Here is a 15,500-nt window from a genome sequence, read left to right as displayed (position 1 = left end):
TTTCTCTCGCTCTTTCGTTACGCCGCGCTACGGGGTCGTTGCCGTTGATGGCGGTGCTTCGTAGCGCGGTGTAAGCGGAGCGCACCCGCGAAGCACCCCGTTAGGGGTGCCGGTGAGGCCAATGAGGTTTGCTCGATCACTGTGGCTTAATCGGGGCGGCTGGCGCCGCCTCCGCGCCGGGCCGCCGCTGCGGGTGCCTCTTTCGCTCGTTTCTCTCGCTCTTTCGTTACGCCGCGCTACGGGGTCGTTGCCGTTGATGGCGGTTCTTCGTAGCGCGGTGTAAGCGGAGCGCACCCGCGAAGCACCCCGTTAGGGGTGCCGGTGACGGCACAGGGCCACTGCAGCGGGTCTCATCACAGGTCCAGGGCGACGCGGGTGGTGACGGCGATCTGGAAGAGGATCTGGGTGAGGGTCGAGGCGAGCTGCAGGTTGTGCGTGGGTGCCTTGGGCATGACGAGGATTTCGTCGCCGGGGCGCAGCGGGGTGTTGCGGGCGTGTTCGACGGCGCCGTTCTGGCGTACCAGCAGGATCTGGTCGCGGTCGGCGCGTTCGGTGAAGCCACCGGCGCTTTCCACGTAGTCGATGACGCTCATGCCGGGACGGTAAACGGCGGCCTGGGGCACGAGGATTTCACCGCTGATGAGCACCGAGTCGCTGATCTCAGGAATGGTGATCACGTCGCCATCCTGGAGGCGGATGTCGGTGATGCCGTCGCTGGAGGCCACCACCAAGCGGCCGCTGGGTTCGAGTTCACGGGCGCGTTCGATGAAGCGTTCGATCAGTTCGGCTTCTTGCAGGCGAATCTGGGCTTCCTGGTCGGTGCGCGAGGAAGCGCCCAGGTAGGTGGTTTCCAGGCGGCGCAGGCTGTCCTGCAAGGATTGCGCCTGCTGCTGGCGCACGCTTTCCCGCTGTAGCGAGATGCTTTCCACGGCGGTCATGTTTTCGGGGACGGCAATGGCGTCCAGCAGCTCGCTGAGGCGGGCATTGCGGGGCAGCGCAAACCGCGAGGGGCCGTAGTAGCTGCCTTCGACTTCCACCACGATGGTTTCGCTGCGCTGGTCGGCGCTGAACACCACTTCGTCACCGCTGCGTACCGTTTGGCCTGCAAACAGGTTGATGGGGAAGTATTGGGCAATCGGGCCGTCGTCACGGTCGCCGCGCAGCAGCACGTGGGAAACGCCGCTTCTCAGCCGGGCCAGGTTGATGATTTCGGCACCGCTAAGCTGATTACCGATCAGTTCGTAGCGGTGTTCACGGTGTACATCACCGACCACGGCAATGGCAGGGCCACGCTCTTCCACTACGATGGTGTCGCCATCCTGAAACTGCGGGCGGGCGATGGTGCCGTTGATGAGGAAGTCGTAGAGGTCGACGGTGGCCACGGTGCGGTCGTCACGCACCACACGAATCTGCCGGTAGCTCCCCAGGTCCTGGTCGATGCCACCGGCCTGGTCGAGGAAGTAGAGCAGCGAGTCGTTGGGGGTGCCTGCATAGCGGCCCGGGTTTTCCACATAGCCAGTGACGAACACGGCCACGGGCTGAACGCCTTGCACGTTGGTGTAGACCTCGACGTTATCCGGGTACACCGCCGTAATGGCACTACGCACGCTGCCGTCTACCTGCTGGCTGTTCTGGCCTTCCACATTCAACGGGCCGGAGCCGGGGATGAAAATGTTGCCCTGGGCATCCACGGGCAGCACGCGGTCGAATTCGAACGCGCCCCAGGCCCGCACGGTGATCTGGTCGCCGGGCTTGATGCGGTAGTCGGCATTCAGGCCATCCCCCATGGCACCACGAAAGCCACCGCTGAACAGGTTGGCACCAAAGGGCGGCAAGGCATCGGGGTCTTGGGGCGGCGTGGCGATGGGGCCGTAGGTGCCGCTGCGCCAGTCGGCGCGGGGGGTGTCGTCCACTTGCTCTTGCTGCCCCGGCTGGCCGCGTTGCTGGCTGCCCTGCTGGGGAAGAATGTCGTTGGAGAGGCTGATGGATTGCGCCATGGCGGGCGCTGTGGCCAGCGTGGCAAACACCAGCCCGGCCGTAGCCAGCACGCGCTTCAGCGGAGCCAACAGGGCGGGGGTGGAAGTGATCGTGGCCGGCATGTCAGCGCCCTCCTGCTTGGGTGACCAGGCGCTGGTGTGCCCAGCCATTGGGGGTTTCACAGGCGAGTGCTGCGCGTACGCTGCCGCCGGGCTCCATCACTTGGAGCTGGCGGCATTTTCGCCCGCTGGCCGCCAGATACGGGGCCTCGGCAATGATTTCCACGTTGTCGCCCCAGGGCGTGCGGGCGGCGGTATGTACGCCGCTGGCAGGCGATTGGGTCAGGAAGCGGTTGAGCGCTTCATCTTCCAGAAGCGACGCGGCATCCTGGTTAAGCACATACTGGGGGGCTTGCTGGGTGCTACCAGAGGGGTACTGGGTGGCGCAGCCGCTGACCAGGGCCACGCTGACCGCCGCCAACAGCATGCGAGCTGGCCGCGAGACGCAAATAGGGGCATTCAACATAGAAGATTCCATCAAAAAGGCACGCTACCGCCCAGGGATTGATACGGGCGCATTCCCTTGCCCTACGCTGTGCGGATGAATAGAGGTTAACCTGAGATATAAAAATGCTCGGCTATTCTAAGGGATTAAAAGTGGCAGTTCTACGTCAACAAGCATTGTACAATCCAATTAAATCTATTTAGCGCAATAACTATTGACCATTTCAACAAAAACGGCCTCCAGGAGACCGTTTAAAATCTATGCTTAAAACACAATGTTATCTAATGCTTACTGCTCACCTGAACACTGGCGGCTGAGTGCCGTGCTGCATGGCTGCCCCACAGCACCACCAGCAGGAAGGCGTACATCATGACGCCGCTGTTATGCTCCAGAAAAACCTGGGAGAGCCCGAAATCCAGGAACGTAACGGGTAGCAGCACCCCCGCTGTCGCCACGGCGCGGGTGGCAAGGTCGCTGGCTTGTAGGTCGCGGGCAAACAGTCGCATGGGCACCAGATAAAGTGCCAACAAAATCACCAGCCCCAGAATGCCGCGCTTGGCGAAAGCATCGACGAATTCGTTGTGGGCGTGGCCATATTGCGCTGCTTCACGACTGATGATGCCTTCTTCGCCAAAGGCGTACATAGCTTCGGCGTAACCGGTACTGCCCCACCCCGTTAGCGGTTTTTCCTGAATCAGCATGGCGGCTCCGCGCCACATTTCGAATCGAGCCCCAACAGAGGTCGAGCGATTTTCACCGGAAATGTACAATGCCACGTCACTGAAGGCATGCTGCACGCGATCCTGAACCCCCGACTGAGGCACTGAATATACCACCAGCCCCCCCACCACTACGGCCGCCACGACGGCCACCTTGAGGCGGCTGGAAAGCTGGGTGCCATAGGCGCGGTACAGCACCAACAGCACGATGGGAAAACCTATCCAGCCGCCACGGCTGCCGGAAAACAGCGAGCCCAGTATGCCGCCCAATGCCCCCGCCAGCAGCAGGGCGACCCACACCTGACGCTGGCGCTGCACCACGGCCCACCCCAGGCCTGCCATGCACAGTACGCCCAGCAGCATGCTGAGGTTACCGAACTGAATCACATGGGTATGGCCCTGGGCGCGGTCTACGCCTTCGAACAGCTTTTGCCACCCGGCCCAGGTACCTGCACTGAGTGCGCCCACGGCGGCACCGCTCCACAGAAAGGCCAGATTGGGCGGGTAGCGCAGTACCCAGAACAGCGCCGGAATGGCCAGAATGAAGCGACTGGGCTTGTCGAAGCCCTTGCTGCCCTGGCCATCCAGCCATGCTTCCAGCATGGTAATGGCCGCGTAGGCCAACAGCACGGCAATAATCGCACCGTCCTGGCGTGTCAGCTGAGGAACACGGCGCAGGGCGATGAGCCCCAGCCCCGCCAGTAGTAGCAGTAACGCCCCCAGCGAGTAGCCGCTGGGCACGACCAGCGCGATGGCGGCCAAAAGAAAGACGGCCACGCCGGTAAATAACTGAGGAGGCTGAGTGCCGGGATGTGACGAGGGGGGGTGCGTTACCAACATTGAAACAGACTTCCTTTCATGGCCCTGGGGCGGCAAATCATTGAGGAAGCCGATAGTAGCACAGGCAGCCTGTTCTCAGGGATAGCATAGGCTCACAGGCAACAGGGGCTTACCGATAACGTGGCTGCTTGCCAGGCGCTCACCTGGCAAGCATACGTTCAGGCGCTGGCGTGCTGCTGCCAGCGCCAGGTGTCGGTCATCATGTCGTCGAGGGTTTGGGTGGCTTGCCAGCCCAGCTCTTGCTGCGCCTTTTCGGCACTGGCCCAGAAGGCGGCCAGGTCGCCATCGCGCCGGGGGGCGTAGCGGAAGGCCACGGGCACTTGGGTGGCCTGGGTAAAGGCATCGATCATCTGCTTGACCGACACCCCCTGCCCCGTGCCCAGGTTGTAGTGGCTGGCGCCGGGCGTTTCCAGCGCCTTGAGCGCGACGCGGTGCCCTGCCGCCAGATCGACCACGTGCAGGTAGTCACGCACGCAGGTGCCGTCCTGGGTGGGGTAGTCGTTGCCGTAGACCTGCAGCTCGGGCAGCACGCCTGCCGCCACCTGGCTGATGTAGGGCATCAGGTTATTGGGGACCCCTTGGGGTGATTCACCGATCAGGCCCGAGGGGTGCGCACCAATGGGGTTGAAGTAGCGCAAAATGGCCACGGACCACTCTGGGTCGCTGGCGCACAGGTCTTCCAGCACCTGCTCGACCATGGCCTTGGAGGTGCCATAGGGGCTGGTACAGCTGCCCCGGCCCATGGTTTCCACGTAGGGCGGGATGGCATCCACGCCATACACCGTGGCCGATGAGCTGAAAATCAGCCGCTTGATACCCGCTTTGGCCATGGCCTGGCACAGCACGATGGAGCCATGCACGTTGGTATCGTAATAGGCAAGCGGCTGGGTCACGCTTTCACCTACCGCCTTCAGGCCTGCGCAATGAATCACCGCGTCGATAGGGTGCTGCTCGAAAATGCTCGCCAGCAGCGCAGCATCGCGCACGTCGCCCTGGTAGAACGCCGCCGCGCGCCCAGTGATCTTTTCGATACGCGGCACCACGGAGGCCACGCTATTGGAAAGGTCATCCAGCAGCACCACCGAGTACCCTTCCTTCAGCAGTTCGACGGCGATATGCGAGCCGATATAGCCCGTGCCACCTGTCACTAAAATCATCAGAGGCTCCGGTCAGTAAGCATTGGTGTGTTTAAAGCCCTTGAATACGGTCATGAAGATGATCTTGAGATCGAGCCACACCGACCAGTTGTCGATGTACCACAGGTCGTATTCGACCCGCCGCTGCATTTTTTCCAGCGTCTCGGTCTCACCGCGCAGCCCATTGACCTGAGCCCAGCCGGTAATACCGGGCTTCACCTTGTGCCTGCGCATGTAGGACTCCACCAGTTCCTTGTAGTACTCATTGTGGGCCAGCGCATGGGGGCGAGGCCCTACGATGGACATGCGCCCCTGCAGCACGTTGTAGAACTGCGGCAGCTCATCCAGGGAGGTGCGGCGCAGGAAGGCTCCTATCGGCGTCAGACGGTTATCGTTTTTGGTGGCCTGGGTAACGACGCCCTCTTTTTCCTGGTGCACTTTCATCGAGCGGAATTTGTAAACCTTGAACACCTTGCCATTAGAGCCCGTACGGTGCTGCTTGAACAGCACGGGGCCAGGCGAGGTGAACTTGATGGCCAGCGCAATGGCAATGCACACCGGCAGAATCATCAGCGAGATCAGGCTGCCGACGATGATGTCTTCGGCGCGCTTGACGACTCTGGCCATGCCGTTGATAGGCGATACGCTGAGGTCGATGGCCAAGTGCCCCGCCACTTCGCTGGTGCGATGGTTGAGCAGGCGCATGTCCTTGAATTCCGGAATCAGGCGGATCTCTTCGGTATGGTTGCGCAGCGCGTAAAACAGGCCATGCACGGTGTCGCCCATTTCCAGCGGCACACAGATCCACACTTCGGACGCGTTTGCGTCGCCTATCCGGGCAGCAATGCGCTCCAACTGTTCTTGATCGAGCGAGCCATCAGGAAGGCGCTCGACCCCGGCAATGGAGTGCCCTTCCCAGGAGGCAGCCCGCATGCCCCGCGCCACGTGCAGTACGTTCTTGGCAGGCCCCACCAGAAACACGGGGCGCCGCGCTCCGCCACGAATGCGAATGCGCCGCAAGCCGTATTGCACCAGCGCCCTGGCGCTGGCCGCCAGCACGAACGAGAACAGCAGCGTCAGCCCCACCCATAGCCGTGAGTAGCGCTCTGCCGCGTGGGCAAAGTAGATGATGGAGGTGACGATGATGCCGATCACCAACCACACCAGCATCAGCTTGGTGATGATGTAAAACGTGGAGGAGATACGCCAGCGCTTGTAGCTGCCCGTGGAGCTGTTGGCCACTACCACCAGCAAGGCCATGCACACCAGGGCCAGCACGTAGTGCTCGTGCAGGTGCACGGTCTCGAAGCGCATCAGGTACGCCAGCACGCCCGAGAGCACGACGACGACGAAGTCGAACACCGGAAAGATGATCTTGGGCGGGTAGCGCTCGGAAAAGATCACGCCTCTTTTCTGAGCGGCTCCCAGCTTACTGTCTGAGTGCATAGTACGGTCTCTACTCTACGATCTAATTATTGGGCGCTGCGATGGGCTTTCCAGGCTACTTTCAGGTCGTGCTATTGCTGGCGACTTCCACCGAGGGCTCCGGGGCTGGTTGCGTTCGCCCATATGAGAGATAGAACATCATGGAAAGCATGGCAAACACGCTATTGAATGCCGAAACGGAGAGCGATGAGGCCATTAGCACGCCAAGCACACACAGCGTGTCGACCCAGCCATAGCCGCTCTTGCGCAGCGCATAGCCGGTAAATACCACGAGAAAGATCAGCCCCAGCACGCCATGGTCGTAAAGCACACGAATGATGTAGGAGTGCAGAATGACCGAGTAGCAGGTGCCATCCCCGGAGAAGCTGTACATGTCGCTCCAGTAAGAGAGCGCTTCGCACGTTTCCGTAGACATCGGCGTCAGGGGCTGTGTACCCAGCATCACGTTCCACCACTGCCACCCCTCTACGTCATCGAGGAAATAGAGCAGGAATCGAACGCGGTCGATGGACGCGCCCCGTTCCAGCAGGGAGCGAAAGGTAAGCGGCTGCTCGATGACTTCGCCATCCGGCCCCAGAGTAGCCGCAGGCGAACGCCCCTCTTCCAGGGTTGGCATGCTGGGATGCTCGGCAGTGGTGCCACTCCCGCTGCCCAGCGAGATGTCCATGCGGTCGTTGACGATGCCATAGGCCAGCGCAATCAGCAGCGGGAACAACAGTAGCCATGTTCGTATAAACCGCTTGCCCACTCGAAATACGCTGAAAAAATATACCGCCAGAAAGCACAGAAACGCGCTCCGAGAGCCTGACAAAAAGATGATCAGCATCACGGCGAGTATCGAGACCACATGCCAGCGAATTACCGGCAGCACCAGGTACAGCAACAGAATCAGCAGTACCAGCTCGAAATTGTTTTCGGTGAATATCCCTGAGCGAATACTGACCCAGGCATCCAGCCCGATTAGCCGAGAATAGGTGTACTTGATAAAGAACAGTCCCAGCAGCAAATAAAAGAACTGGGCGACCTGGGAGGGCTTGAATAGTGGCTGTCCAATGAACGAGCACAGCAGCAGAACATAGAAGAACGCTTTGTACGCCTGCACGTAATCGAGAATATGGCTACCGCTCATCAATAGAGCGATGGCCAGCGTGACCACCAGATAGCCGCCTGCCGCCAGCAGGAACAGCCAGGCTGAACGACTTTTAGGTGGAAACACCAGTACGGATACCCCCAGCACCGCCAGCTCCAGGAGCGGCACGGCGGGCAGTATGTTGTAGTGCCAGGGCGTCATCACGCCCACGACGCCCAGTGCCACGATCACGGCCATTAGCAGCATCGCAGCCAACGGCTGCGCCTTGTGGCGGTAAGTCAATAAGGCATTGCCCAATGGGTCACGACCTTGCATTCCTTGCTCCCAAACGCATCTAGCTAAATTGAATCCCTTTACCGCAACGGATCACTTGAACAGTTTTCTGAAGACCCGCTCCATCAAACTCATTTTCCAGCCTTTACCCCAATGGTGGATCAGGTACGTTTCTTCGGTGACATGCCGATAGAGCAGCTGCTTCCGGTCATGGGTTTTTGCGTAAGGGTTGTAGGGATAGAAAAGTGGCCAAGGCAGAATGACGGTATCGGTATCTTCTTTGGCAATGCACGCATTGGCCACTTCGGGCGCTATCAGGTAAGGCTTTTTCTTCTGATGCCGTTCTTCGATGAGCTGCATGGCGTTCTTGAAGAAGTGATGCCCAGGCACACCACCAATGGCTCCAGCGCCGATTCTTCCCTCATCTTCATACCCGATGAAAAAGGGATGACTCAACAAAGGATCCAAGGACTTCACTACTTCCATGTCCACATCGAGGTAGATGCCCCCTTGCTCATTCAGGGCGTACATCCGAATGTAGTCCGAGAGAAATGCCCACTTTTTGTTTTCCAGGCAGTAGCGAACAAAAGGAATATCTTTATCGATATTACTTTCGTTCCATTCCACGATTTCATAATCGGGCATTTTCTCTTGCCACGAGGCGATGCACTCTTTATAGAGTGATGTCATGGCGTTACCGCCAAACCAACAGAAATGGATCTTTTTAGGAATCATGATTCACTCAATCTTGTTGCCGTATTTGATCAAAAACCGGGGGTAGTCTTTCAAGTAGCGTTTCAGCAACCGATTGGGCTCTTTCATCATTCGGTATAACCAGCGCAGGTTGAGGCGGTCTACCCACGCGGGATAGTAGTCTTGCCCTTTGGCCTGCACGAACTGATCCAGATAGCCGCCACAGGTAAAGCCGGTGCCTTGCCAGCCCGCAGCCCTCAGGTCCAGCAGCAGGCGCTCCTGCTTGCCTGCGCCCATGCCCACGATGACGATGTCGGCATTGGCTGCCTGCACCAGGCTCTGCTGGCGCTCTTCGTCACTGCTGAAAAAGCCGGAGCGTGCGTAGCTGATCTCGAGCCCAGGGTATTTCTGCGCCAGCAGCTGCGCCGCCTGACGGACGTTCTCTTCGGTGCCGCCCACCAGCGCAACGCGCTTCTGTGTGGCCTGGGCATGGCCCAGTACCACCGGGGCAATCGAGGTGTCGTCGAAGCTGGTACGCTGAATCTTTTTGCCTTTGAACAACCGGGTATAGAGCACGACGGCAATGCCATCGGCGTAGAAGCGAATCTGTCGGCACTCCTGCTCGCTCAGGCTTTGCGCCACGACCCCTAGAGAAAACGGATTGATGAAGCTGTAATCGATCCCTTCTTCCAGGTGGAACTCCCTTTCGAGTCTAATCATCTTGGTTCACCATCATTGTTGGCTCGGCTTCGTGGCGTCATGACGAAACGCCAGTCGGTCATCATGAAACCGAACTTTCTCTTCACCACGTAGACCGCCACGCCATTCTGAATCAGCAGGCACAGCAGCAGCGCATAGGCCGCCCCCTCTGCGCTGTAACGCGGAATCAGCAGCAGCGAGGCAATGCCCCCCACCACCACAGACCAGATTAGTATATTCCGCGCGGCGCGCTGCTGGTCAGCCATTAAAAGCAGCAATATGACCGAGCCGGTCATCACATTGACCAGCTGCCCAATCACGAGGATTCTCACAACGCTGGCGGCACCACTGTAATCACTGCCAAACAGAGCCAACACAGCGTTGGGCCAAATGATGAAGACCAGGGCAGGCACCAGCGCAAAGCAGGTCATTTGAAAAGCGCTTTTCTGGGCAAGCTGCTTGAGCCCTTCACCATTGCCTTCGTGCTGAAGCCGTGAGAAACGCGGCCCCAGAATGCTGTCGTATACGGTCAGGATGAAGCCGATGATCATGGCCAACCGTAGCCCCAGGCTGAACAAGGCAACATCGCTTTCGCTATGGAAGGCGCCCAATACCAGGCCAACCCCCCACTGGGTGTAGTAGAAGATGATGCCTACCAGCAAAAAATCGGGCAGATGGCGATAGAAGCCTTTGGTAAAGCTGACGCTGTCACTTTCGACCAGCGCGCTGCGGCGGTAGAGCCACCAGACGGCCCACAGCGCCACAAGCAGGTAGAGCCCTAGAATCACACCCAGCGCGGTCATCAGCGCCAGTGCCCCCAGCGAGATCCCCAGCCAGGCACACACCAGCACGACCCCGCTGAGCACGATGGAAATACAGCCTATTTCGAACAGGCAGGAAACGTTGGCCCTGCCCCACCCTTTCATCAGAAAATTGCACAGGTAAATGACGCTGTACACCGGCGACAACAGCGCGGTCATTCGCAGGGCCTCGACCGCATTGTCTGTCGAGGAAAGCAGCATTTGCGCCACGCTGGGTGCTGCTACCCATAGTCCTACCCCCAGCAGCACACCTGCCACCACGTTGACCACCATGGCATGCTTGTAAATCCACGCCACTTCGCGGCGGCTATTATTGGAAGTCGCTACCCCCATGTATTTGAGCGTGGCCCGGTCGGTACCCAGGCTGGCAAACACCTGCATGCCAATCATGATCGACAGGCACAGCATGAAGGCCCCAAAGGCCTGAATAGTGACGAACGTGGCCAGCACGTAGGAAAGCAGGAATGTACCACCCGCGGCAATACCGCGCGCAGCCAGCGTGGTGAGCAGCTGATTCTGCAGAATTCGTTTAATCATCCGTGACTCTTGGGAAGGTCAGCTCTTTGACTTTTCAGGTAAATTTATAAAAGCATGGCTTTCAAATGCCACTGCCTGATAAACGTTATTACTAACATAAGTGATCTTAGCCTAAGGTATGAATCATACCCTTTTCGGCGCCTGCATGTAACAAGGTGGAAGCAGGATTCATAAATCTTGCCTATTTCCTCCATTGTCAACAGCAATGAGATGTGTTTAGTAAATACTGTTAAAGCTACTGTACCTTGCTTCAGACGGCCAAGCGATTGGCCAACCTGTTCACTAACTGACCATAGGCCATCAAACAAAAAACCGGCCCCTAAGGGCCGGTTCTATCTGCTGTTAGGCAGTTATCCATTCAAGCGTTGGCAATAGCCAGGCTTAGAAGTGGTAACGAGCGCCAGTCAGCCAGTATACGCTGTCGGTCAGGTCGCTCAGAGTAGTCTCGTCGCGACGGATAGAGGGTGCATCGCCATCAGCCACTTCTGCGAATACGTCGAAGTTGCTGGATACTTTGTAGTATGCGCCAGCAGACCATGCGTTGCTGTTATCGTTCTCATTGCCCTGAGCATTGATACCGTCACGGTTGATACGGTAGTAGTCAGCGTTGAACGCCCAAGGACCTGTGGTGTAGGTAGTACCTACGCCAAACTTGTCAAAGCCGTTATCACTGCCACGAGTAGTGCGATTCAGATCGCTATTGTTCTCACGACCTTCGTAACCCAGACGAACAGACCACTGGTCGTCAATGGCGTAAGAACCGATCAAACCGACCAGGATTTCGCCGTTACCACGGCCATTACCCCTGTGGTTTGCATCAGCACGCTGAACGTCCTCAACGAAGCCCAGAGCAACAGTCACAGGACCTTCAGCGTAACGGACACCACCTTGGGCAGCAACAACGCTACCTTCTTCACTTGTACCAACCACGTTGCCATCAGTATCCAGACGCGGACCTGTTTCATTCAAGCCACGCTCGCTGTAGTGCTTCAGCTGCAGGAAGGCAGTGAAACCGTCGAGGTCAGGCGTGTAGTAACCGATAGAGTCGCCGCGCGACTGCTTGCGCTGACCAGCGAACTGCAAGCCTTGGTCGATGTAAACGTCGAACGGCTTGGATACAAACTGGCTGTAGAAGCTGTCGAAGTTACCGCCAACCACTGTACCGTACTGGCTGCTGCGCAGGCCGATGTAGCTCTGACGCAGCTCGTTGAAACCGCCGTCAGTCTTGTTTTCGTCGCCTTGGAAACGCCACTCGACATGACCGAAGGCGCTCAGGTCAGAAGTAACCTGCTGACTCATGCGCAGACCCAGACGAGAGGCCACGTCTACGAACTCAGCGCCGTTGTCGATTTCACGGTCTTTAGAATCGAACTCGGGGCCGCCACCGGCGATACCCATGGCGATACGACCGTAAATGTCCAGACGAGTGCCGTCCTGGTCATAGACAGTGGCTGCTTGAGCGGCAGCGGAGGCACCCAGGGCGCCAACGATGGCAGTCGCTAAAAGTGTCTTTTTCATGATATAGGTTCCTTAACTAGCTTACTGTTTCGATCGTTGTTACTGGCCTTCGAAGAAGCCAGCAAGCGGCTTGCGGGCCATGCTCTTTTTCTCACCCGCCGGTTTTTCCCGGTGGTATGCGACATGTCCTCAACAAAGCCTTGTTATAGTCCAATGCTCGCAGATCAAACTCTATACTGGGATTCCAAGGAACGCAATAGAAAAAAACAGTGTTTTTTTATGATTTGTGTTTTTTTATGGAACCCAGCCAACCCAAACCGGTCTCAACGGCCTTCGAATTTCTGCTGCAAACCTTTCAGCTTCTCTTCAAGGCTAAGCGGTTTTGCCTGCTCGATTTTTTCCTGCCGGGGCACTTCCTGACGTTTTTCCTTCCTTGGCGGCGGCGTTCGTTGAGCAGGTTTGGCACGCGGTGTCGGCGCGGCTTCTGTTGCTGTGGTCGCCTGGCTTTCGTGGCGCCGCGCACTGGCGTGCTGTGCCGCTTCCTTGTCGACTTTGCCTGCCGGATTGCCTTCCAGATCGACCCGCTCTACCCCTTCCCGCATGGATTTGATGTAGCGCGGCAGATTGACGTAGTTGGCCAGCGCACGGCGCACCAGCTTGCCCGACCAGGGCTCACGCTCGGCCAGGTCGTGATGAATCCCTACTTTCAGCGGCTTGGTATGCCCTTTGAAGAAAGCATTGGGGTAGCGCTGATACCACTGTTTCAACAACGCGTGGGGCGATGGCGGCTGAGTCGCTTTGGCAGCAGGTTCAACGGCAGGCGCTGGCGTTTCGTTTGCTTCTGCCTGCGGTGGCACTTGCTCGGCTACCACCGGGGGCTTTTCCTGGTGCTGACGCTCTGCCTGGGGCTGGCACGCTTCCGTGGGCAGCGGCGCTGGCACTACCTGGGGTGGCGCTGCTTCCCCACGTGCCAGCTGCTGCTTCAGGCGGCTGTTTTCGGCACGCAGTGCTTCCAGCTCGGCGTTTTTCTGGTCGAGCCGTGCTTCGAGTAGTTCTAATAGTTGCAGTACGTTGGCAGCCATCACCTCCTCCTTTCCTTGCTCAGTCGTTGACACGCTCATATACCACGAAATCATAACGTGGCTGCCCTTCCGCTGGCTGGCCGGGTACGCGCTGCACTTCACGCCACTCGTCTGCCGAGAATTCTGGAAACGTCGCGTCGCCCTCGACGTCGATATCGACTTCAGTAATATACAGCTGCTGGGCGAAGGGCAAGGCTTGCTGGTAGATCTCGCCGCCTCCCATCACCATGATCTCCTCCGCCGCTTCGATGGTGGCGTGCTGGTCGGCCAGCGCCAGGGCAGACGGCAGGTCGTGGCAGATACGCGTGCCCTCGGCGGTGAAGGCCGTGTCTCGGGTCACCACGATATTCAGCCGATTGGGCAACGGCTTGCCGATGGATGCATAGGTCTTGCGCCCCATCACCAGAGGCTTGGCCTGGGTCATGCGTTTGAAGAATTTCAGGTCTTCCGGCAGGTACCAGGGCAGCTTGCCATCGACGCCAATGACACGATTCTTCGCCATGGCGACGATCATCGCCACCGGCACCAGCAGTTCGTCAGTCGGGAGAGATTGGCTCATACGGCAACCTTTGCCTTGATGTGGGGGTGCGATTGGTACCCTTCTATATGAATATCATCGAAGGTGAAGTCGAACAGATCCGTGACCGCCGGATTGAGCACCAGCGCTGGCGGCGCCATGGGCGTACGCGTCAGCTGCTCCTGCGCCTGTTCCAGGTGGTTGCTGTAGAGATGGGCATCGCCCAGCGTGTGGATGAACTCGCCCGGCTTCAGCCCGGTCACCTGCGCCACCATGCTGAGCAGCAGCGCGTAGCTGGCGATATTGAACGGCACACCGAGGAAAATATCCGCACTGCGCTGGTACAGCTGGCAGGAGAGTCGACCATTCGCCACGTAGAACTGGAACAGACAGTGGCATGGCGGCAGCTTCATTTCATCCACCTGCCCCGGGTTCCAGGCCGAGACGATCAAGCGGCGCGACTGCGGGTTATGGCGAATCTGCTCCAGCAGGTTGGCAATCTGATCCACGCTGCCGCCCTTGGGGTGCGGCCAGCTACGCCACTGGTAGCCATATACGGGCCCCAGGTTGCCCGCTTCATCGGCCCATTCGTCCCAGATACGCACGCCGTGCTCTTTCAGGTAACCGATGTTGGTATCGCCCTTCAGAAACCAGAGCAGCTCATGAATGATCGAGCGCAAGTGCAGCTTCTTGGTGGTCAGCAGCGGAAACCCACGGGAAAGATCGAAACGCATCTGGTGGCCAAACACCGAGCGCGTACCCGTACCGGTACGGTCACCGCGATCAACGCCCTGTTCGAGCACAGTGCGCATCAAGTCCAGGTAAGGCTGCTCAAGCGCAGGCAATTCGTTCGACGTGGTAAGCGAAGGCGTTGTAGCAGTCACAAGGTTTCCAGATTAACAGCGAATATGAGGCTGTATTCTAGGCTCCCCTAAAGGCAACGTCTATGTTAAGGGTTGTAGGAGGGGGCTTCAGCCCGCGATGATGCAAGCACAAGTGCCTGCCCAGACAGCGGCGCCAGCCGCCCCGATTACGCCTCCAAACGGGAAAACGCCACCGCCACCCACCGTGCCCTCATCGGCAACGCTTCCGCGTTGCTTCGCGGGTGCGCTCCGCTTACGCCGCGCTACGTTTTCCACCGCAAGCTATGCCCCCCCGTAGCGCGGTGTAACGACAGAGCGAGAGCAACGAGCGATGGAGGCACCCGCGAAGGCGGCGCCAGCCGCCCTGATTACGCCTCCAAACAGGAAAACGCCACCGCCACCCACCGCGCCCTCATCGGCAACGCTCTCGCGTTGCTTCGCGGGTGCGCTCCGCTTACGCCGCGCTACGTTTCCACCGCAAGCCATACACCGTAGCGCGGCGTAACGATTGAGCGAGAGCAACGAGCGATGGAGGCACCCGCAGCGGCGGCCCGGCGCGAAGGCGGCGCCAGCCGCCCCCGATAGAGCCACCGAACCAAACGCGCCTTCGAACCACAAAACGCCACCGCCACCCGCCGCACCTTCATCGGCAACGCTCTCGCGTTGCTTCGCGGGTGCGCTCCGCTTACACCGCGCTACGTTTCTACCGCAAGCCAGGCTCCGTAGCGCGGCGTAACGACAGAGCGAGAGCAACGAGCGAAAGAGGCACCCGCAGCGGCGGCCCGGCGCGAAGGCGGCGCCAGCCGCTCCCGATAGAGCCGCCGAACCAAACGCGCCTTCGAACC

Annotated in this window: 13 protein-coding genes; all 13 read right to left on the bottom strand. The window is 59.0% G+C overall.

What is annotated here, in order from left to right:
• Positions 1–353 precede the first annotated feature (353 nt).
• Complete coding sequence (locus tag B7L72_RS08335; RefSeq protein ID WP_081193698.1) at positions 354–2,099, bottom strand: polysaccharide biosynthesis/export family protein; 1,746 nt, start codon at positions 2,097–2,099, stop codon at positions 354–356.
• Between the two features lies 1 nt (position 2,100).
• Positions 2,101–2,502, bottom strand: coding sequence for a DVU3141 family protein (locus B7L72_RS08330; RefSeq protein ID WP_081193696.1), 402 nt, complete (start codon positions 2,500–2,502; stop codon positions 2,101–2,103).
• Between the two features lie 260 nt (positions 2,503–2,762).
• A complete protein-coding gene (locus B7L72_RS08325) occupies positions 2,763–4,040 on the bottom strand; it encodes an O-antigen ligase family protein (protein WP_081193694.1) in 1,278 nt (425 codons plus the stop codon).
• Positions 4,041–4,198: 158 nt separating this feature from the next.
• Positions 4,199–5,197: a UDP-glucose 4-epimerase GalE gene (gene galE / locus B7L72_RS08320; RefSeq protein ID WP_081193692.1), complete on the bottom strand. Its 999-nt coding sequence runs from the start codon at positions 5,195–5,197 to the stop codon at positions 4,199–4,201.
• A gap of 12 nt (positions 5,198–5,209) precedes the next feature.
• Positions 5,210–6,622: an undecaprenyl-phosphate glucose phosphotransferase gene (locus B7L72_RS08315; protein WP_081193690.1), complete on the bottom strand. Its 1,413-nt coding sequence runs from the start codon at positions 6,620–6,622 to the stop codon at positions 5,210–5,212.
• A gap of 61 nt (positions 6,623–6,683) precedes the next feature.
• The gene (locus tag B7L72_RS08310; RefSeq protein ID WP_081193688.1) at positions 6,684–8,027 is read right to left on the bottom strand and encodes a hypothetical protein; all 1,344 of its coding nucleotides are present in this window, start codon (positions 8,025–8,027) and stop codon (positions 6,684–6,686) included.
• A 51-nt stretch (positions 8,028–8,078) separates the two neighbouring features.
• A complete protein-coding gene (locus B7L72_RS08305) occupies positions 8,079–8,720 on the bottom strand; it encodes a glycosyltransferase family 32 protein (protein ID WP_081193686.1) in 642 nt (213 codons plus the stop codon).
• 3 nt (positions 8,721–8,723) lie between these two features.
• Complete coding sequence (locus B7L72_RS08300; protein ID WP_081193684.1) at positions 8,724–9,398, bottom strand: WecB/TagA/CpsF family glycosyltransferase; 675 nt, start codon at positions 9,396–9,398, stop codon at positions 8,724–8,726.
• On the bottom strand, positions 9,395–10,735 hold the full coding sequence (locus tag B7L72_RS08295) for an oligosaccharide flippase family protein (RefSeq protein WP_081193682.1): 1,341 nt from the start codon (positions 10,733–10,735) through the stop codon (positions 9,395–9,397). Before B7L72_RS08295 ends, B7L72_RS08300 begins: the two co-directional genes overlap by 4 nt.
• Positions 10,736–11,116: 381 nt before the next feature.
• Positions 11,117–12,253: a porin gene (locus tag B7L72_RS08290; protein ID WP_081193680.1), complete on the bottom strand. Its 1,137-nt coding sequence runs from the start codon at positions 12,251–12,253 to the stop codon at positions 11,117–11,119.
• 263 nt (positions 12,254–12,516) lie between these two features.
• Positions 12,517–13,275 carry a ProQ/FINO family protein gene (locus B7L72_RS08285; RefSeq protein WP_081193678.1) on the bottom strand — a complete coding sequence of 253 codons (759 nt, stop codon included), beginning with the start codon at positions 13,273–13,275 and terminating at the stop codon, positions 12,517–12,519.
• Positions 13,276–13,294: 19 nt separating this feature from the next.
• Positions 13,295–13,834, bottom strand: coding sequence for a dihydrofolate reductase (locus tag B7L72_RS08280; RefSeq protein WP_081193676.1), 540 nt, complete (start codon positions 13,832–13,834; stop codon positions 13,295–13,297).
• A complete protein-coding gene (locus B7L72_RS08275; RefSeq protein ID WP_040460680.1) occupies positions 13,831–14,676 on the bottom strand; it encodes a thymidylate synthase in 846 nt (281 codons plus the stop codon). The genes B7L72_RS08280 and B7L72_RS08275 overlap by 4 nt, the downstream gene beginning before the upstream one ends.
• Positions 14,677–15,500: the final 824 nt, after the last annotated feature.

The organism is Halomonas sp. BC1 (assembly GCF_002078135.1).
Classification (GTDB): Bacteria; Pseudomonadota; Gammaproteobacteria; order Pseudomonadales; family Halomonadaceae; genus Vreelandella; species Vreelandella stevensii.
This window is presented reverse-complemented; position numbering and strand designations above follow the sequence as displayed.